The sequence below is a fragment of the Vibrio campbellii CAIM 519 = NBRC 15631 = ATCC 25920 genome, from assembly GCF_002163755.1.
Lineage (GTDB): Bacteria > Pseudomonadota > Gammaproteobacteria > Enterobacterales > Vibrionaceae > Vibrio > Vibrio campbellii.
Map to the genome: position 1 here is coordinate 1936478 of NZ_CP015863.1, position 19394 is coordinate 1955871.

Below are 19394 nucleotides of genomic sequence, written 5' to 3' on the forward strand. Positions count from 1 at the left end.
ACAGGAATCGTTACGATGACGCCTTTTTTGATTCCCATTTGTCAGAATCTTGTCACTGTTCCCGGTAAGCACAACATTCAACGCGCCACCACTTTACCGACTTGCGAGTTTACTTAAGCTAACTTTTCGAACCAGTCGACTATGCTTTCATCAATACTGAAGCAACTCCTAATGGCACCTTCACAATTCCGTGTAATTTGCAAAAGCAGGGCGTTAGTTCCGCCCCCTTATGCGGAAACTTCTAGGCCAATTCACCAGATGTAACACAAACCGCTTTGCTCTCTTCACACCAAAAGCGCAATTCGTAAGATAAGTGCCTGCACCCATTGAGCAGTTTTCTAAATGTTAACGACTTTAAGTTTATCCGCTAAAAATGCCGTACCCCCATGATTAAAGCTCGGTTAGATAAAAAGCCCCATAGCTATATGAGGCTTTGGATATTTACATTCGGATGAGCTTAAAAATCATACTGGAAGTAGATGGTATTGTAGTTACTACCACCTTTGATGCGACCAAACTGAGAAGCACTCTCGAAAATCGCACTACGGTGATGCAACGAATAACCAACCCACATGTTTTCCCAATCTTTCTGGTTAAACAGATCGCCTACATTCACATCAAATGAGAAGTCGAGATAGTTCAGCAAATTACTTGCGGTGTAGCCCTTCTCTTCCATCTCGGTACCTTCTATGTAGGTTACGTTATCGATGTAAGACATACCCTCTGCAACACCAAAACGCCATTTGGTCGGCCAATTAAAGGTGTAGTACGCCTTAATCGCCATCACATACTCAGTACTGGACGATTGAACCTCCGATGACCAATGGTGGACCAGACCCGGTGTTAGGTAAATATCAATTGGGAAGCCGAAGATTTCATCCGTCAAAGGGTGTCCGTAGAATAATGACGTTAGCTGGTTGTTGTATTCATCCTTCTCGGCATTAAATTTGAAAATATCGCCGATATTAGAAGGCGTTGCCCAACCGTGAGCTACACGCAGATACGGACGGTTGCTCAACTCTGATTTGCGAGCCTTCCCTTTGTCATTAAAGAAACCAAAGCCAACAAAGACTTCACCTTGATAGCGGTCTTCAACAATTTGGCCAATATACGCATTATTGTCTAAACGCGTGATGCTGGTTTCGCCAAGTAAATACAGGTTCGAGATAACATGGTAACGCGCCTTGATGCCTAAGTTAGCATCAATCCCAGCTCCAATTTTCTCGCCCGTTACTTCATCAAAAGAGTAATAAGTGCTGTTGAAGTCGGCGTCTTTATAACGAATGGTAAAGGAAGGTTCCAACTCCCAGTCGCCAAACTCGTAGTTTGCCGCGATACGGTAGTTAGAATGAAATTGAAATTCGTCATCCGTCATAACTTCGAATTCAGCGCGCCAGTTCTCGTCAAAGTTGTAACGAATTTGGCCACCGAAATCGACGCGGTCGCCCTCAAAAGCGTTTTGAACTGATTTAGGAATATCAACAAAGCGCAAGCGCATGATCGCACTCGCACGCCAGTCGGAGTCGTCCTCATCAAACAAGAACACGCCACCTTCAAGACCATCAATGTAAAGGTGTTCATTCTCAAAGAACATCATTGGTACAAACGTGCTTACTGTCGAGTCATCGTTAGCTGTATAAAAAGGAATCGCAGCAGTGCGGTACATCGCTGCAATACCCCACTCTTGTTCTGCATGCTTCGACTCAGCAAATGCGGCTCCGCTTAGCAATAAGCCCGAGCATACTAGTGATGTTCCTAGTAGGTGTTTCATAACTCTCCTATGTTGCTGTAATTAGGGACAGTATTTAATCACGACGAGTATATCTGACTTTACCCGCCTATCGGTTAAAAATTCCTTAAGGACTAAGTAGCTTTACTATAACCGCACATATTTTAGGCGATTTATAAATTTGTTTTGAATCAACCTCAAATATTCAATCGATTGCACTTATACATTCACGAGTTTTATCTTTAATCTGCAATTGCATTTTTGCTACGAATATACACACATAAGAAAATACACAACCATAATAAAAGGTTAATTATGCGAAACGTCACTTTATTATCGCTTGTCCCTTTCGCGTTCGCCTCGCAGGCAGCACAAATTGTGGAACACTCTCAAACTGACATCTCTGAAGCACTCAATATTGCTGGTAAATCATCCTACATGCCAGCAAGTACCGAGCTGAGCTATCAAAACATCAACCGAGTAGAAATTGGCCAACAAACGCTTGTTCGTAAACAGCAGTTGCATTACGGCGTACCTGTTTACGGCCATTCTGTCGTCGCAGATCTTTCCGCAAAAGGCTTTGCTCAATCGATTGACGGCAATGTCGTGGTTGGAATCGATAACGACTTGGACTCAACGCTACCGATGATCAGTGCTAACCAAGCGATTGAGATCGCAACGGGTACTGAGCAAGGTTTTGCATCCAACGAGTCTCCAGAGAATGATGCTCGTGCGGAACTAATGGTTTGGCTCGACGAACAAAATACCGCGCACCTTATCTACAAAGTCGATGCGGTTAAGATTGTGAATCTGCGTCCTTCTCGTCCTATCACGCTGGTTGATGCAAAATCAGGCGAGATCATGGACCAATGGGAAGGTCTTGCATTTCTTGAGGCAGAAGGCCCTGGCGGCAACCAAAAAAGTGGTCGTTATTACTTTGGCCCAAATACTAAGTTTGGTGGATTTCAAGTCGACCAATACTGTCAGATGAACAGTGATAACGTCGAAACGATCAACATGAACAACCAACAATGGGGTGGTCAAGTTCATCGCTTCAACTGCAACGTGAATAACTACCGAGAAATCAACGGGGCATACGCGCCAATGAATGACGCACACTACTTCGGCCAACGTGTGTTTGACATGTACCGTGAGTGGCTTGGCGCACGTCCTATTCAACAAAAACTCACCATGCGCGTTCACTACGGCTCAAACTATGGCAACGCGTTTTGGGATGGCCGTCAGATGACCTTTGGTGATGGCAACAGCTCTATGTACCCTCTTGCGACTTGGGATGTTATCGCACATGAAGTCAGCCACGGTTTCACGGAGCAAAATTCAGGGTTGGAATATCGCGGCATGTCTGGCGGAATGAACGAATCATTTTCTGACGTCGCTGCTGCTGCACTTAGCCAATACGTGCATGGTAGCTTCAACTGGAAAATGGGTGAACACGTGATGAAATACTCGCCAGCAATGCGTTACTTCATCAACCCAAGTCACGATGGTGCTTCAATTGGTCACGTGAATCAATACTACCGTGGCATCGATGTTCACCACAGCTCTGGTATTTTCAACAAAGCCTTTTACCACCTTGCGACAAGCTCAGGCTGGAGCATCAAAAAAGCATTCATGGCTTACGCAACGGCGAACCAGTTGTACTGGACGCCAAACTCAACCTTCCAGCAAGGTGCAGAAGGCGTATGCAAGGCAGCGCAAAAGCTGGGATATGAAAGCTCTGCTGTCACGTCTGCGTTCTCTCAAGTGGGTGTTCAGGTGATGAACTGTGAAAGCGGTCAACCTAATCCAAATCCAAACCCTGGGCCGGATACAGGCATGAACGAGCTTTCTCTCAACATGCCTGTTGCGATCCAAAGCAACGCGGCTGGCGAGCAACAGTTCGTTCTGCGCAGAACCTCTAGCGATGATGTTTGGGTGCAAACTTACAATGGCTTTGGTAATGTGGAACTTTATGTAGCGATTGATCGCCCAGCAACACCTTCAGATTACGACTGCTCATCGACCAATATGGGTAATGAAGAAGCGTGTGGTTTTGGTGGTATTCAAGGTTCAGACATTTATGTCACTGTAACAAATACGCAGAGCGCCTCTGACGCCTACCTTGCCGTCAGTGAGACATACGGAACGCCACAGCCAAACCCAGAGCCACAAGACCAGTGCGCGTCTCTGCAAGAGTGGTCACCTTACAACTACTACCCTGCTGGTTCTTCAGTGAAGTATTGGGGCAACCGCTTTGTTGCGACACAAGACAACTGGGGAGCAGACCCTTTTCAGAACTACTGGTTCTGGACATTTGAAGGCAGCTGTAACGACTAATAAGCAATGATAAAAGAGAGCCCGCTCCGATAGCGGGCTCTGTGTTTGTTGCAACTACTCCAAATACCACTCACTGCCTTGTACATCTGCTTCAACAAGCCAAGTACGGTCATTCCACTTCAAAGCATTATCAAGGCGGTTCTTTATCTGCCCGCCTTCCCATCGCCATTGCTGGGTAGGCAAATCACCGCAACGCTCAAGAGTGATATTGATTCCTTTCTGATCGAGGCACAACTCAGGAGCGCTCTGACTCATAAGCTTTCCTGCAGACGTTAACTTCCACTCTTGATTATCTCCACCATGACAACGCCAACCAAACACTCTTGAACCCTCTCCTGATGCGCTGTACTCCACATCAAGACACTGCGCGCCACTCTCCGTGTTGGTTTTTATTTTTTTCCATCCACCTTGGCCATCTTGCTCACCTGACGAAGCGGCAAACAGAGCTTCGACAACTGCCGTCATTGGCTGCGTGTAACGAGAAGCACGTGGGGCTTGGTACTGCCAGTTCTGGGGAATCGGCAATGACATATCCCACTCGCCGTAGCCATCGTAGTATGATTTTGCCACCGCCATTGGTGTTGGTGTCCAGAGGAAATCTGGGTGACGATTTTGATACCACTCCCCTCCAATCACTTGTCCATTTGCATCGATTTCAAGGTCGTAGTAATACGTCACTCGTGATACGCCATCATAACGAGGCATGTCAGTCGAACGATGTGTAGGGTTAGTTTCAACCATGTATTCAACTTGCATTTGAACACCAACAATGGAAGCTGCGCGACGTGAGCGATATGTAGAGAAACGATCTTTGTCGTAAGATTCCAAGCTGATCATGACTTCTGCAGGGTCGGAAGCCGAGCGGTACGTTTGTGGATTAAAATATTGCAAGTTGTAGCCTAAAACAGGCTGGTTCCAAACTTGATAATCGTAAGTAGCATCCATGATCAAGCTACGGCCAGATAACCCCAACTGGTTTAACACCGCTAAGTGCCAACTGGCTGGGTTAGTATCAGTACAGTCCGGTTCAATCACTCGCCCATTTTCATCTTTTGCTGGGTTCTTTATGTTGCATCTCCCACCAATAAAACGAGTTTCAAACGGCGCTTCTGCCCACAATAATGTCCCAAGTGCTTTAATATCTGAAGGGTAAAATTTTAAAGGTTCACCGTTAGCGTCTGGCACAGTGACAGATTGCGTCGGTCTAGGAAGCATATACGCAGCCGCAGCCCAGCCATGACACAGTCCCATCCAGCGTTCTACACTGCCATTCGATTCGTAGTACCCTTTGCCAGAATCCCACGAACGTTTTGATAGCGTAAATTGAGTATCCCCCACCAGCAAATCGTATTTTTCAGCCGGAGATAAATCCTCTCGATCCTGCCCTTGAACCGAGACTACCGGTTTTTGAATGTGCGAAAAGTCAAAATACTCTTGCCAATTACTCGCACTGAGCTCCCTATCGCCATAACGCCAAGCAGCAGCACCGGAATACAGAGGCCAGTAGCTATCGGACCAAGGTTGTACATCAAGTCGTTTAAAGTTTGGTGTCTGACGGTGTAACTCATCGAGATTGCGAATCAGGCCATTTCCTAGATCAACCAAACGGGCTGGATTATCATTATTAAGATTCGCAGAAAATGAGTGAGGAAATTCTGATGTCGCTCTCTTCATAATGGCATCACGCACGGATGCTCGAATGGATTCCGACTCTTCAATATTAATGATGGGATACGTGTCGCCCTCCTTTTCGGGTAACTCGTTCATCACTTCAATTGGGTTTTCATGAAAAGCACTCATGAAAACTTCAATGTTATTGTCAGCAGCCATCACCCCAAATGTGGGGGAAAGACAAAGTAAGGTCATTATTCGTTTCATTTCGGAACTCTATTATACGTCAGTTAAATTCATTATCGATAATCATTCTCATTATCGAGTGGTGACGTAGAGTGCTTAGTTCGCGCTCTAAAATCAATCAACTCATCGGACCAATCATGCAATTCGTGATTCCACCTGCGAAGATTTGTTGTATTTATCACCAAATTTATTTAAAGCGAAACTTATTGATAATTGCGCATTTGCTGGGGCTAAAGATGTGATGACAATGCAAGCAATTAAGAGTCCACAATGATTAAATGGCTTAGTTTTTTCCCATTTCGCCGATACAATAGAAAACCAATGATCAAAGCCGCAGTGAACCGTGAAAGCATCTGAACTCATCACCATAATCAACAACTTGCCTGAAGGTAGTAACCCCGATATCGTCATGGGAGAAGAATGGCTACCTGAACGCTTGGAAAGCACCACACTCGATGGTGACATGCTGTTCATGCACTTCGATAACGCACCAGAAGATAGCCAAGGCGAAGAAGAAGGTCGTGGTTTTGTTGACCATGAAATTGACTTGATTCGTACTCGCCTAAAACAAATCCTTGATGAAGATAGCGACAGTGCGTCAAAAGCCGATGCCATGTTAGGTTTGTTTCTGATGGGACATGAACTTAGCAGCTCACAAGTTATCGAAATACTCGAAGAAGATTCAGAACACTGATTTAAAATAATAGGAAACCGCTTTGCCAACATCGCTCAATACCAACGAACACCACTCTCTTCCCCTAATTATTGCCGGTCCGATTTTAAGAAAAGTCACCGCAACGGAAGTGAACATTTGGTTGGTGACAACGCAACCTCTCGAAGGCTTGGTTGAAATCAGCGATGCTGGCACGGGTGAACAATACTATTCTCAGCCTGTTTCAAAAGAGTATCTATTACAAGTCGGTAAACGTGCTTGGGTTTGCATGCTGACGCTGCAAGGCGAATTTCCTACCCACCGTGCACTGCGTTATCAGCTCCATACTCAATCCGGTTTGTTAACCGAGTTGATGCCCCATCTTATCTATGACGAACATAAGCAAACAGCACAAGGTGTGGAATTCTTGATCAGCGAGAAAGCTGATTATGTATTGCACGGTTCTTGTCGTAACCCACATCATTTCAGTAAGGACACACTCGTCCAAGCAGACGCAAAAGTTGCTAGCCAGCAGATAGAAGACCGCCCAGATATGCTGATCATGAGCGGCGATCAAATCTATGCCGATCATGTGGCGGGGCCAATGCTGGACGCCATCGAACAGTTGGTTGAGTTATTGGGCTTACCTTACGAAGAGTTCGAACAAGCGCCGATTAAAAACACGCAAGAGCTGTATCAAAGCCCAGATTGCTTTTATGGCCGAGATAACATTCTGCCCCACTACGTTGACGATGGCAGCTTACTGAGCAAGTTCTTACCTCATCATGGCACGCCCATCTTCAGCTCGCGCGAATGTGAAAACCATCTCATTAGTTTTGCCGAACTGTTTGCGATGTACCTACTCGTTTGGTCTCCAGTGCCTTGGACGTTAGTCAATCGCGAACGTTTATTGGATAGAAAATTCACTACGGGCGGAAAAACACTAGAGCCAAAATGGCAGCAGCATTGGCGTGACGAAAAAGTTCACATCGATGCTTTTGTTGAAGGTTTGGATAAAGTCCAGCGTTTGCTCGCTCATGTTCCTACTTACATGATCTTTGATGATCATGACGTGACCGACGATTGGAATCTCACAGTTGGCTGGGAAAAAGCAGCCAATGAGAACCTCTTCTCGCATCGCATCATTGGTAACAGTCTGATCGCTTACTGGCTGTGCCAAGGTTGGGGAAACGCGCCAGAAAAATTCAACGCTCCATTTATGGAGCATGCGCGTCGCTACTTTGAACAGCTAACTTTAGAATCCCAAGACGAGTTCATTAAGTACCTGTATCGTTTTGAAGATTGGCACTACACGATTCACACCTCACCAAAAGTGGTGGTGCTGGATACGCGTACTCGTCGCTGGCGCTCAGAGTCTCGTATGAATAAACCATCGGGTTTGATGGATTGGGAAGCCTTGATTGAATTCCAACAAGAGTTGATGCATCAAGACAAAGTGATCATTGTCTCTGCCGCGCCCATGTTTGGTGTGAAGTTTATTGAAACGCTGCAACGCATCATGACGGGCTTTGGTCAGCCATTGCTGATTGACGCAGAAAACTGGATGGCGCACCCCGGCAGTGCGAATACCTTAATCAGTATTTTCACTCACACCAAGACACCAACTAACTTCGTGATTCTCTCTGGTGACGTGCACTACTCTTTCGCTTATGACATCAAGTTGCGCTTTCGCCGCAATAGTCCAAACATCTATCAGATCACTTGCAGTGGGATTAAGAACCAATTTCCTGCACAACTGCTGAGCGCATGTGATGCTATGGATCGCATGTTGTATAGCCCTCGCTCACCATTGAACTTGTTCACAAAGCGCAAGCGTTTGAAGATTTTTAAACGCGCCCCAAGCAATCACAATTTCTACCGATTAGTGAACCAAAGTGCGATTGGCGAGCTGAGACTAGATGAAGATGGAAAGCCAACTAATATCAGTATTTTAACAGGTGAAGGTGACTCAATATATTTCCCTCCAACACAAGTTGAGGAATAAATCAGCGCTTTTGCGGTCAAACAGAGTATTGAGCAAAATCACCTTCTCAATCGTATGAGTTCTTGATCAAATTGCTTCAAGACCTTGAGATTTTCTCGAACCATTACCATCTTAAATAAATAGATAACAGCTTGGTGTTTAACATGTTTAATTCGCTTACTTCATTATTTAAACAACTTATTGAAGGCTCAGACCTTAGCCAATCCAACACACTGTCACCCAATATGGCGATAGCATGCTTGCTTTGTGAAGTGGCGGGTGCAGACCATCAAATCGATGAAAGAGAGCAAGCAACTAAACGTTCTCTGATCATGAAATTGCTCTCATTGACGGAAGAAGAGACCAACACTCTCCTCGCTCAAGCTCAAAGCAAATCGAGTGAGTCGACTTCCCTTTATGACTTTACATCTCAGCTGCGTGAGCTTTCTCAAGAAACCCGCTATAAGCTCATCAAGAGTATGTGGGAAGTAGCGTACGCTGATGGAGAAGTTGATCCGTTAGAAGATGCCGTCATCCGTAAAACGGCCGAACTGCTCTATGTTGACCACAGTGACTTTATTCGAGCGAAGCTGCAATCTCAGTAAAGCAGCCTCAGGATAAGTAATAACCAATAAAAAACGCGCTACATGAGCGCGTTTTTTGGGTCTCTATCTTGGATTCAGCCTAAACAAATCGCCTTCCTTCCAGAGCCAAGCCAACATTGTTGTTATCTATTAATAACTAATTTAGTACTGGCTTATGACGAGAAGACTGAATTCCAATGAAAGATTGATGAAAGCCTAGGTTTACAGCATGGTCAGTGCAAGTTTCGCTAAGTTGTACGCATCCACGTAGCCCGAATGCTGGCGGCCTTCCCACTCAATACCTTTCGCTTCTTGCGCCGCTTTATGCCCAATACGTTTGTCTTTAAGACGGTTTTGGATTCGGTACAACGTCGCTAAGTTAATAAACTCGGTAAATGGGGCATCAATGCTCTTTTGTTGACACTCTTCTAGCAGAATAAGATCATCACGTCCCCAAGAGGCGTAAATCTTGTTGCGACCGCCGAAGTTCTTTAGCATCGACTTGAGCACCTCTTCTAGTGGTCGACCTTGTTTTTCAACCTTACGAGGCGTGATACCGGTTAGCTCAGCACAGAACAGAGAGACTTCATCATGCTCTGGTTTCACGTAGTATTGCGCGCGTTTTACGATTTCACCTTTCGACAAATCTATTTCAGCCAAACCAACTTCAATGATCTCGCCCGTGCTACCCACGCCGTTTTCATTCCAGCAGCACATTTCTAAATCGAAGCAGACGATACGGTTATGGTTCATAGTTTGTCTTGATTCCTAACGTAAATTTGAAAGCGTGAGATTCTACCGTAACCAATCTCAAAACTCGAATTTGCTCGCTGAATTAATCGCCGATCGATACAGAGTTTCGACCATTTTTCTTACTTTGGTAGAGCTGCACGTCCATTTTATGGAACAAACTCTCAGGATCTTCACCTTTGTGCACCGCGGCACCGATACTCAAGGAGCAAATGATAGGCGTGCTTTCGTAGTCAAATGGTGAACTCGCCACGATGCCACGCAACTTGTCTAGATAGGTGGCAAGCTCTTCTTTATCCGTTACCTGCGATAAGATACAGAACTCATCACCACCTGCTCGGTAAAAACGGTCACCATCAAGTAGATTCGCATTCACCAGTTTCGTCACATGCAATAACGCTTCATCACCAGCCAAATGGCCATATTTATCATTAATCAGTTTGAAGCGGTCGATATCGAAGCCAACCAAAGAGAACTTAACGTCACCATTAATGTAGTGCAGCAAGTTATCGTTAAATACGCGTCGGTTGAGCAATTGGGTCAATGGGTCTAATTCCGCCATACGCTTCAGCTCCACGGTTTTACTATCAAGCATGACCGCTAGGCGTTCTTTCTCACGAGATTGAAGGTTGACGATATAACTGATCAACAGAGCGATGACTAAGCCTGCGATGCCGGTGCCGTAAAGCACTGAACGCTCCCAAGCAGAAACCGATTCTGACAATTTGAACTCAACTTGCCATTCACGATTTGGCAGCGGAATGGTCCGACTGATAATTTTGCTATTCAACCCATCCCAATCGGCGCTTTTGAACAGCACAGGATCGTCGTAAGCATCAAAGCCCATGTCCTCAACTTTGACCGACATATCTAGCTCTGTGGCAGTTTTAGTAATCAATTGGTCAAAGTACACGGTGCTTCGTACCACACCAATGACCACACCAAGCAGCTCGTGTTTGTCGTAGCTAAAAACTGGGTGATAAACCAGCAAGCCTGACTTTTCTAAAGATTGATCGTATCCATCTTGTAGCAGGCGAACTTTGTCAGAAATGTTTGGGCGATTATTCTTAATAATGTCATCAAGAATCAATTCAAATCGCAAACGTGATGAGTAAAAGCCCAGTAATGATAAATTGGTTTCGGTTCTTGGGTAGATGTCTGTTGCAATAAAGGCTGGCGCGCTGTTTTCAAGGATATAACCCTGAGTTCTTGGGCCGTCTTTTGGTACAGTAAAAATCTCAAAAGTAGGAAAGGTTTTTCGGGTCTTTTTTAAGTAAGCATCAAGCTCATTTGGCGCCACACGCTCCATCCACTGCAAACCAATTAAGCTCTGTGAACCTTCTACCACGTGTTTCGCGTAGTAAGGAAATTGCGTCCAGTAAGACTTGTCGACGGAATGAAAGAAGTTGGCACCAGCACCAATGAACTCAAGATCGTTTTCTACGGCAAGTTTGAGAGATTCCGCTTGGCGGTCAGCCAAGGTATCAAAGATGGTCATGGTGTAACGCTGTTGGATTTTGTAGGCAACACCCACCATGCCTGCGGCAACAATAATGACCGTAATAAAGGCTACAATAGAAGCAGAATATCGTTTGAAAATGCTCTGTTGAGCCGTGCTATATGTCATTTCGTGTTCCACGTTTTTTGCGTGCAATGCTTCGATAATGATGGAAATACTGCGCCACATGTGGGTAAACATCAAGCAACAACGTTTGCCGCTCCGTCTAATCGTTGATTTTTCATGCTAATCATGCGGTATATTCACGAATTATTACAGTCTTAAGCCTTGAATATGCTACCATCCACCATCATTTTAATGTCTAAACTTGGTGCAGGTCGCAAAGACGATCCTTTTAGTAAACACATGAGCCAACACTGAGCACCAATAAATCAATAGAAAGAGAAAAAACGTCATGAACATTGATTTGAACCTAATTCCTCAAACGTTCGATATGCTGCATGCTGGTTTGGCAGCTTCGAGTGTTTTGCTTCTTCTGATCGCGGCATCGCGCAAATCAAAAGTGGTCGAGAAAGTGGTAGAAAAACCGGTCGAGAAAATCGTCGAGGTTGAGAAGCCAGTTGAGAAGATCGTTGAAGTAGAAAAAGTAGTGGAAGTAGAGAAAGTCGTAGAGCGTGTTGTAGAAGTTGAATCAAAACTTGCAACAGCATCAACGGACTCTGCAATGCAACTGCTTTCTATCATGCAACAAGAAGCTCGTCTGATTGACTTCCTAAAAGAAGACCTAACGTCATTCTCTGATGAAGAAGTAGGCGCAGCTGCTCGCGTAATCCACACTGGCGGTCAGAAAGTACTGAACGACTACGTGACGCTAGCGCACGTTCGTAACGAAGACGAAGAAACTCGCATTACGGTTGAAGAAGGCTTCAACCCACAAGAAATCCGCCTAACTGGCAACGTAACAGGCAGCGCGCCATTCAACGGCACGCTAGTTCACAAAGGTTGGAAAGCAACATCAATGACGTTGCCTAAACTGGCTGAGAACTACGATGCATCTGTGATCGCTCCAGCTGAGGTTGAGCTGTAATGGAACACATGAACCAAGAAAACCATTCTCAAGAAGCGTCTGTTGAAACTCAACAGACGCCTAAATTCAGTGTTGGTATCGACTTAGGTACAACACACTGTGTCATGTCTTTTGTTGATACACACAACGAGGACGCTCGCGTTGAAGTGATGCCTATCCCGCAGTTGACTGCGCCGGGCACGGTAGAGACTCGCAGCCAATTAGGATCTTTCCTATACCAGCCGCACGAGCACGAAATGAACCCGCAATCACGCGTTCTTCCGTGGTCGAGCGAGCCAAAAGCTCTGGTTGGTGCAATTGCACGTAACCTAGGTTCGAAAACGCCAATTCGCCTTGTTGCAAGTGCGAAATCTTGGCTTTGCCACGCTGGTGTGAATCGTCGTGATGCCTTCCTACCAGCAGGTAGCCCAGAAGAAGTGGAAAAAGTATCCCCTCTTCGTGCGACAGAGCTTTACCTAGAGCACCTAAAAGACGCTTGGAATCACACGAACCCAAATCACAACCTTGCCGATCAAGACGTAACTATTACAGTTCCTGCTTCTTTTGATCCTGCTGCTCGCGAACTAACTGCAGAAGCAGCACGCAACGTTGGCTTTGTGCACCTAACGCTTCTAGAAGAGCCACAAGCTGCGCTTTACAACTGGATCGATAACAGCAACGACAAATGGCGCGACGAAGTTGAAGTTGGCGACATCGTGCTTGTGGTCGATATCGGTGGTGGTACGACTGACCTTTCTTTGGTTGAAGTAACTGAAGACGACGGCAACCTAACTCTGAACCGTATCGCGGTAGGTGAACACATCCTACTTGGCGGTGACAACATGGACCTTGCACTTGCGTACCGCTTAAAGATGAAGCTAGCGCAAGAAGGCAAAGAGCTACAGCCATGGCAAGTTCAGGCAATGACACACGCATGTCGTGACGCGAAAGAAGCGCTATTGAACGACAGCGAACTTCAGTCAGTGCCAATTGTAGTACCAAGCCGTGGTTCTAAACTGCTTGGCGCAACCCTGAAAACAGAACTGACTCAAGAAGAAGTACAACAAACACTGGTTGACGGCTTCTTCCCTCAAGTTGCGATTACTGATCACCCTGTTCAACGTAACCGTGGTGCACTAACGCAAATGGGTCTGCCTTACGCACAAGATGCAGGCATTACTCGTCACATTGCTGCGTTCTTGTCTAAACAAGCCAATGCTCTTTCTGCTTCAGGAAATGGCGCAGAAGCAGCAGCCCAAGATTTCAACCCATTCGCTAACATGCCTGGTATGCCAGGTGCGGATGCGACGCAATCGGCTGACTTCATCAAGCCGACAGCAATCCTATTCAACGGTGGTGTTCTGAAATCGAAACTTCTAGCAACTCGCCTAGAGGACACGATCAACGAATGGCTAATTGAAACAGATGCAGAAATGGCGAAGCGCCTGACAGGTGTGGATCTAGACCTTGCGGTTGCTAGCGGTGCCGCTTACTACGGCTCTGTGCGTCGTGGGCAAGGCGTTCGTATCCGTGGTGGTATTGCTTCGGCTTACTACGTGGGTATCGAAAGTGCGATGCCTGCGATTCCGGGCATGGCGCCTCCAATGGAAGCACTTTGTGTTGCACCATTTGGTATGGAAGAAGGCTCAAGCGTTGACGTACCAAGCCAAGAGTTTGGTTTGATCATCGGTCAGCCAGTTAACTTCCAATTCTTCGGCTCAACGGTTCGTCGTGATGACCTAGCAGGTACTCACCTAGACTACTGGGTACCAGAAGAGCTTGAAGAGCTTCCAGAAATCCAAGTAACGCTGCCAGTATCTGAAGGTCGTCGTGAAGGTGAAGTGGTTCCGGTAACCCTAGCCTCTCGCGTGACAGAGCTTGGTACGCTTTACTTAGAAGCCATTGCCGCTGATAACGGTCAAAAATGGCATGTTGAGTTCGATGTGCGCGAAGACGCGAAAAGCAACTCAAACGAAGAAGAATAAATAGAAATCAAACGGCATCCAATCGGGTGCCGTTTTTAAATACACGAAGGTTTGTATGGCATCTCCTCGTTTTCTTGTTGGTATTGACCTTGGCACCACAAACACTGTGGTGGCGTACTGTGAAATTACCATCAACCTTGAACAATCCGAAGTATCCCTATTCGACATCGACCAATTGATTGGTCCGGGTGAAGTGGTTCGTAAGCCACTGCTGCCCTCTTTCCGCTACCACCCTGCGATTGGTCAAATATCCCCTTCTGACCTGACACTTCCTTGGGAAAACGAACCTGTATCTGGCGACATTAGTAATGTGATCGTGGGTGAATGGGCTCGTGAATTAGGCGCAAAGGTGGAAGGACGCCAGGTATCCAGTGCTAAAAGCTGGCTATCGCACCAAGCAGTTGATCGTAGCTCAGACATTCTTCCTTGGGCTGGCGCGCAAGACGTAGATAAAGTCTCACCTGTCATTGCCAGCGCAAGTTACCTCAACCACATTCGCCAATCTTGGAACTACCGTCACCCTAGCAATAAGCTAGAAGACCAAGATGTGGTTGTGACTGTTCCAGCGTCGTTCGATGAAACCGCTCGTAAGCTCACGCTTGAAGCGGCTGAGCTGGCGGGTTTAAAGAAAATCGTGCTGCTCGAAGAGCCACAAGCGGTATGTTACGACTGGTATGCACGCCACCAGCAAACCGCAGCCGATGAGCTCAAAGAGCTGCCACTGATTCTGGTGTGCGATGTGGGTGGTGGTACCACCGACTTAAGCTTGATTGAAGCAAGTTTCTCTTCACAAAATGAGCTAGCCCTTGATCGTATTGGCGTTGGCGAACACTTGATGCTTGGTGGTGACAACCTCGACTTAGCATTAGCGCACCTTGCAGAGAGCCGCTTCAACCAAAGCAAGAAGCTCACTGCAGCAAGCCTGACTAAGCTGATTCAGCAAACTCGCAAGGCGAAAGAAAACCTACTTTCAGCGAGTGCACCTGAAGAAGTGAAAATCACCATGCTAGGCAGCGGCTCTAAACTTCTTGGCGGAACAAAGAGTATTGGGCTTAGAAAACAAGAAGTGCACCAAATCGCTTTAGATGGCTTCTTCCCACTTTCTGATTTCAGTGAAGAACCAGACAAACGCCGCAGCGCCGTTGTCGAGTTTGGTCTTCCATACGTTGCCGACCCAGCAGTGAGCAAACACGTTGCCGAGTTCTTAACGACGCATCAGCAAGTATCTCGTGCCGCTCTTGGTATCGAAGACGACAAACAAAATGCCATTCCAGTCGGTTTGCTACTCAACGGTGGTGTGTTCAACAGTGAGCTTGTGACTGAGCGTGTCACTACCCTACTTTCCGATTGGCGCGGCGCACCAGTTACGGTATTAGATAACCCACATCCAGATTGGTCTGTTGCGCTGGGTGCCGTTGCGTTTGGTAAAGCACGTCGTGGCGCACAACTCAAAATTGGTGGTGGCGCAGCGCGTTCTTACTTCTTACACCTTCAAGAAAAGAACAAGATGGGCAAAGCACTCTGTTTGCTTGCAAAAGGTACAGAAGAAGGACACGAGATCCGCTTAAGTGGTCGTCGCTTCTCGCTTACCTTGGGTGAACCCGTTCGCTTTAACCTGCTGACTTCTACCCACGACAACTTAACCAATAACACTGCCATTCAAAACGGCGTGATGGTGGACGTTGATCCTGACTTGTTTGCTCCTCTGCCGCCTTATATCACCACCCTTAAAGGTGAAGGTGCCGAACTGCAAGCCAACCAAAAAGAGCGCGTAGAAGTGCAACTGGCGTGTCAGTTGACCGAAGTCGGCACACTTAAGATGGAATGTGTCAGCGCAGAAGACGACAACAAACGTTGGGAGCTGGAATTCGAAGTTCGCAACAAGCAAACCGATGATAGCGAGCAAGTTAAGCTTCACCCTAAACTGCACGAATGTAAGGAGCTGATCGCTCGCCTTTACAGCGGTAACAAGAAAAGCGCGGAAAACAAAGAGATCAAAACCTTAGCCAAAGATCTTGAGAAGAAACTTGGCAAGCGCGACGAGTGGGATTTCACGACCCTACGTCAACTGTTCGATACCTTTGCACAAGGTCGTAAACGTCGCCGTCGCTCTGAACAGCACGAGAAAAACTGGCTTCGTTTAGCAGGGTTTGCACTGCGTCCGGGCTTTGGCGCTCCAACCGACCCATGGCGCATTGAACAAGTTTGGGGTCTCTACCAACAAAACATTCAGTTTAAGAACCATCAAGGTTGGACTGACTGGTGGGTGTTCTGGCGCCGTATCGCAGGTGGATTAAGCCAAGAGCAACAAGAGAACATCTTGGCGGATATCGCGAAATTCCTACACCCGGGCGCGATGAAAAACCCACAATCAGCCAAAGCGGCACAAGACATGGGTTATGAATCCATGGTTCGATTGGCGGCATCGCTTGAACACCTAGAAGTCGAAGACAAAGTTCTATTAGCAACGTGGTTCTTGAGTAAAGCCATCAACCATAATCAGTTCGAACAAGCGCACTGGTGGGCAATGGGTCGCTTGGCATCACGTACCCCTTTGTATGGCAGTCAGCACAATGTCATTCCTCGCGAACAAGCGGAACAGTGGTTACCTAAGCTGTTGGAACAGAACTGGCAGAAAGAGCCAATGATCGCTTTCGCGGCCGTAATGATTTGTCGTAAGACGGGCGACCGCCTATTTGATATCTCTGACGACTACCGTGAACAAGTTCTCACTAAGCTCAAGCAAAGCAAGGTACCTGAATCTTGGGTATCACTGGTTGAAGAAGTCAAAGAGCTATCTGAGAGCGAATCGAAGCGTATCTTCGGTGATGCACTACCAAGCGGTCTGGCTCTGGTAAATAACTAGGCTCTCACGCTTATAAACGCAACAAAGCCCTTCTCGTGAAGGGCTTTGTTTTATCTGATTCTACTTGCTGACGAAAGTCGACTCGTTAGTTCATTTCCGTATTGATCACCACATCACGTGTTTCATTATCCATATCACTGATGCCGACCACTGAGGTTTCACGGTCAGATAAATTCTCAATCATGCTGTCTTCTAACCCACCGTCCGTCATCCACGCATAGAATTTTTCTGCAATACGATCCGAACCTTCCCCGACAAACGTTAATGTGACCTTCTTCATTTGTGACACTCCATCAATTTACGATTCAGCCACTTAAGCGTAGTATGTTTCGCAAATATCGACATAAACTAGGACTAACTTCTTTTATGAGTATCGAAAAATTTGACGCGATTTATCAGCGTGCAGCCGAGCGTAAAGGTGGTGAAGATCAACTTGAAGCGCTTTTGTCTCACCCACTAAGCAAAGAAGAACTGGCCGCAATTCCTGATGACCGTTGGCTAGCGGCATTTTCGATGAAGGTGTTCCAAAGTGGCATTTCTTGGAGTGTGGTTCGCAATAAATGGCCGAACTTCGAAGAAGTATTCTTCGGTTTTAAAATTGAGCCGCTATTGATGCTGTCTGATGAGCAATGGGAAACCAAAGCAACGGATAAACGCATTATTCGCCACCTCACTAAAGTCATGTCGATCCCTGCCAATGCTCGTATGATCCACGAAGCAAAAATCGAATACGGCTCGTTTGGCAAAATGGTTGCCGATTGGCCGCAAGAGAAAATTACCGACCTATGGGCGTATTTGAAGAAACGCGGCAATCGCCTAGGTGGAAATACCGGTCCTTACACACTGCGTCAAATGGGCGTCGATACCTTTATACTGTCTAGCGACGTTGAAGCTTATCTGCGTAATTGCAAGATCATTGAAGGCGGAAAAGATACTAAGAAATCGCTCGACGCAACCAACAAAGCCTTTGTTCAATGGCAGCAAGAAAGCGGAAGAAGTCTGACTGAAATCAGTCAAGTCATTGCATTCAGCACTGGCGATAACCGCATTTAAGCCAGCTGAACACAAATAGAAACGGCGCACTAAATATTGTATTTAGTGCGCCGTTTTTATTTTCATTGGTCTATTTCACCTAAACACAAGCTTACTTTGAAGCCAGTGATTCCCACTCCGTCAGTAGCTGCATGATACGGTGAGAGTCTTCCCATGTTCCACAAGGGTTCTCTAACGATGTACGCCCCGCTTCAACCGCCTGGCGGATATTGCGCACTTGATAGTAAAAAGCATCCCCTGCTGCCGGAACAGACACTTCACGCTTCGACGTCTCGTAAATTTCCACACTAAACTGGTTATCTTGCGTTGGTAGCCATGGATTCGAGTCTAACGTAATGCAGCCTTTACTACCCAGGATGGTGAATTGGTGTTTTAATCCATGATCTTCGGCAGTGTGTACGCTCGCCGTTTGCTGCTCTCCGAATTGCATCATCAAGCTCGACTCGCAGATGTTCCCATCGCTACCTCGTCGGCCAATTGCTGTCACAGAGCGGTTCTCAAAAGCTTGCTCACCCAAAATGGTTTTCACCACCAAGTGCACCAATGACATTGGGTAACAGCCCAAGTTATATAAAGCACCTTTGCTGTCTGGGTTCACAAACTGTGCAATCGACGCGATATAAGAAGTATGGATTGAGCGAAGTTCACCAATCTCTCCCGATTTAAGCACCGAAACCAACTCGCTGATCAACGGGTGATGTAAATACATCAAACCTTCAGCAAAGAATACCTTGTGCGTTTCAACTGCTTTTAGTGCCAACTCGGTTTTTTCCATATCTACCGACAGTGACTTTTCACACAGGATCGCTTTGCCCTGCTCCGCCGCTTTGACAATAAAGTCATGATGAAGGTGATTTGGCAATGCGATATAAATGATGTCGACTTGCTCATCGGCAATCAACGCATCGTAATCGTTGAACGTGTTTTCGATGCCATATTGCTCAGCGAATACCTTCAAGTTCTGTTCCGAACGCCCTGCCACCGCGTACAACTCACTCTTGTCATCGCATTGGATTGCTTCAGCCATGACACCCGAGATAAAGCTTGTGCCTAAAATGCCCCATTTCATGTT

Annotated in this window: 14 protein-coding genes; 8 read left to right on the forward strand and 6 right to left on the reverse strand. The window is 46.4% G+C overall.

What is annotated here, in order from left to right; translation table 11 throughout:
• Window positions 1–457: 457 nt before the first annotated feature.
• Window positions 458–1771: a MipA/OmpV family protein gene (locus A8140_RS09125; RefSeq protein WP_005535746.1), complete on the reverse strand. Its 1314-nt coding sequence runs from the start codon at window positions 1769–1771 to the stop codon at window positions 458–460.
• A gap of 273 nt (window positions 1772–2044) precedes the next feature.
• Between A8140_RS09125 and A8140_RS09130 the strand changes: the two genes are divergently transcribed.
• Window positions 2045–4066: a M4 family metallopeptidase gene (locus A8140_RS09130; protein WP_005535749.1), complete on the forward strand. Its 2022-nt coding sequence runs from the start codon at window positions 2045–2047 to the stop codon at window positions 4064–4066.
• A gap of 54 nt (window positions 4067–4120) precedes the next feature.
• On the opposite strand, the gene A8140_RS09135 is transcribed toward A8140_RS09130, so the two are convergent.
• Window positions 4121–5932 (reverse strand): ricin-type beta-trefoil lectin domain protein, encoded by a 1812-nt coding sequence (locus A8140_RS09135; RefSeq protein WP_005535751.1) that lies wholly within the window; start codon window positions 5930–5932, stop codon window positions 4121–4123.
• 334 nt (window positions 5933–6266) lie between these two features.
• Between A8140_RS09135 and A8140_RS09140 the strand changes: the two genes are divergently transcribed.
• The 3 genes from A8140_RS09140 (at window position 6267) to A8140_RS09150 (ending at window position 9164) form a co-directional block, all read left to right on the forward strand.
• Window positions 6267–6617 (forward strand): VC1380 family protein, encoded by a 351-nt coding sequence (locus A8140_RS09140; RefSeq protein WP_005535753.1) that lies wholly within the window; start codon window positions 6267–6269, stop codon window positions 6615–6617.
• A 22-nt stretch (window positions 6618–6639) separates the two neighbouring features.
• Window positions 6640–8580 (forward strand): alkaline phosphatase D family protein, encoded by a 1941-nt coding sequence (locus tag A8140_RS09145; RefSeq protein ID WP_005535754.1) that lies wholly within the window; start codon window positions 6640–6642, stop codon window positions 8578–8580.
• Window positions 8581–8723: 143 nt separating this feature from the next.
• Complete coding sequence (locus A8140_RS09150) at window positions 8724–9164, forward strand: tellurite resistance TerB family protein (RefSeq protein ID WP_038863200.1); 441 nt, start codon at window positions 8724–8726, stop codon at window positions 9162–9164.
• Window positions 9165–9365: 201 nt separating this feature from the next.
• On the opposite strand, the gene A8140_RS09155 is transcribed toward A8140_RS09150, so the two are convergent.
• Window positions 9366–9896: a 3'-5' exonuclease gene (locus A8140_RS09155; RefSeq protein ID WP_005533843.1), complete on the reverse strand. Its 531-nt coding sequence runs from the start codon at window positions 9894–9896 to the stop codon at window positions 9366–9368.
• Window positions 9897–9978: 82 nt separating this feature from the next.
• A complete protein-coding gene (locus A8140_RS09160) occupies window positions 9979–11520 on the reverse strand; it encodes a sensor domain-containing diguanylate cyclase (protein ID WP_033000385.1) in 1542 nt (513 codons plus the stop codon).
• 286 nt (window positions 11521–11806) lie between these two features.
• On the opposite strand from A8140_RS09160, the gene A8140_RS09165 reads away from it, so the two are divergent.
• From A8140_RS09165 to A8140_RS09175, 3 genes are read left to right on the forward strand one after another with little or no spacing between them, the layout of a single operon-like run.
• A complete protein-coding gene (locus A8140_RS09165; protein WP_005533845.1) occupies window positions 11807–12439 on the forward strand; it encodes a DUF2760 domain-containing protein in 633 nt (210 codons plus the stop codon).
• A complete protein-coding gene (locus A8140_RS09170; RefSeq protein WP_005533846.1) occupies window positions 12439–14403 on the forward strand; it encodes an Hsp70 family protein in 1965 nt (654 codons plus the stop codon). Before A8140_RS09165 ends, A8140_RS09170 begins: the two co-directional genes overlap by 1 nt.
• A 55-nt stretch (window positions 14404–14458) precedes the next feature.
• Window positions 14459–17269, forward strand: a complete 2811-nt coding sequence (locus tag A8140_RS09175; protein WP_005533848.1) for an Hsp70 family protein — start codon at window positions 14459–14461, stop codon at window positions 17267–17269.
• Between the two features lie 85 nt (window positions 17270–17354).
• On the opposite strand, the gene A8140_RS09180 is transcribed toward A8140_RS09175, so the two are convergent.
• The gene (locus tag A8140_RS09180) at window positions 17355–17549 is read right to left on the reverse strand and encodes a hypothetical protein (protein ID WP_005533849.1); all 195 of its coding nucleotides are present in this window, start codon (window positions 17547–17549) and stop codon (window positions 17355–17357) included.
• A gap of 86 nt (window positions 17550–17635) precedes the next feature.
• On the opposite strand from A8140_RS09180, the gene A8140_RS09185 reads away from it, so the two are divergent.
• Window positions 17636–18322 carry a DNA-3-methyladenine glycosylase I gene (locus A8140_RS09185; RefSeq protein ID WP_005533850.1) on the forward strand — a complete coding sequence of 229 codons (687 nt, stop codon included), beginning with the start codon at window positions 17636–17638 and terminating at the stop codon, window positions 18320–18322.
• Between the two features lie 91 nt (window positions 18323–18413).
• Here A8140_RS09185 and A8140_RS09190 read toward each other — a convergent pair whose 3' ends face one another.
• Window positions 18414–19391 carry a Gfo/Idh/MocA family protein gene (locus tag A8140_RS09190; RefSeq protein WP_005533851.1) on the reverse strand — a complete coding sequence of 326 codons (978 nt, stop codon included), beginning with the start codon at window positions 19389–19391 and terminating at the stop codon, window positions 18414–18416.
• Window positions 19392–19394 lie beyond the last annotated feature (3 nt).

What these genes read in the sequence shown, in the direction of transcription:
- A8140_RS09125 (WP_005535746.1), bottom strand. Translation starts at nt 1,771, where the DNA reads ATGAAACACCTACTAGGAACATCACTAGTATGCTCGGGCTTATTGCTA.
- A8140_RS09130 (WP_005535749.1), top strand. Translation starts at nt 2,045, where the DNA reads ATGCGAAACGTCACTTTATTATCGCTTGTCCCTTTCGCGTTCGCCTCG.
- A8140_RS09135 (WP_005535751.1), bottom strand. Translation starts at nt 5,932, where the DNA reads ATGACCTTACTTTGTCTTTCCCCCACATTTGGGGTGATGGCTGCTGAC.
- A8140_RS09150 (WP_038863200.1), top strand. Translation starts at nt 8,724, where the DNA reads ATGTTTAATTCGCTTACTTCATTATTTAAACAACTTATTGAAGGCTCA.
- A8140_RS09155 (WP_005533843.1), bottom strand. Translation starts at nt 9,896, where the DNA reads ATGAACCATAACCGTATCGTCTGCTTCGATTTAGAAATGTGCTGCTGG.
- A8140_RS09160 (WP_033000385.1), bottom strand. Translation starts at nt 11,520, where the DNA reads ATGACATATAGCACGGCTCAACAGAGCATTTTCAAACGATATTCTGCT.
- A8140_RS09165 (WP_005533845.1), top strand. Translation starts at nt 11,807, where the DNA reads ATGAACATTGATTTGAACCTAATTCCTCAAACGTTCGATATGCTGCAT.
- A8140_RS09170 (WP_005533846.1), top strand. Translation starts at nt 12,439, where the DNA reads ATGGAACACATGAACCAAGAAAACCATTCTCAAGAAGCGTCTGTTGAA.
- A8140_RS09175 (WP_005533848.1), top strand. Translation starts at nt 14,459, where the DNA reads ATGGCATCTCCTCGTTTTCTTGTTGGTATTGACCTTGGCACCACAAAC.
- A8140_RS09180 (WP_005533849.1), bottom strand. Translation starts at nt 17,549, where the DNA reads ATGAAGAAGGTCACATTAACGTTTGTCGGGGAAGGTTCGGATCGTATT.
- A8140_RS09185 (WP_005533850.1), top strand. Translation starts at nt 17,636, where the DNA reads ATGAGTATCGAAAAATTTGACGCGATTTATCAGCGTGCAGCCGAGCGT.
- A8140_RS09190 (WP_005533851.1), bottom strand. Translation starts at nt 19,391, where the DNA reads ATGAAATGGGGCATTTTAGGCACAAGCTTTATCTCGGGTGTCATGGCT.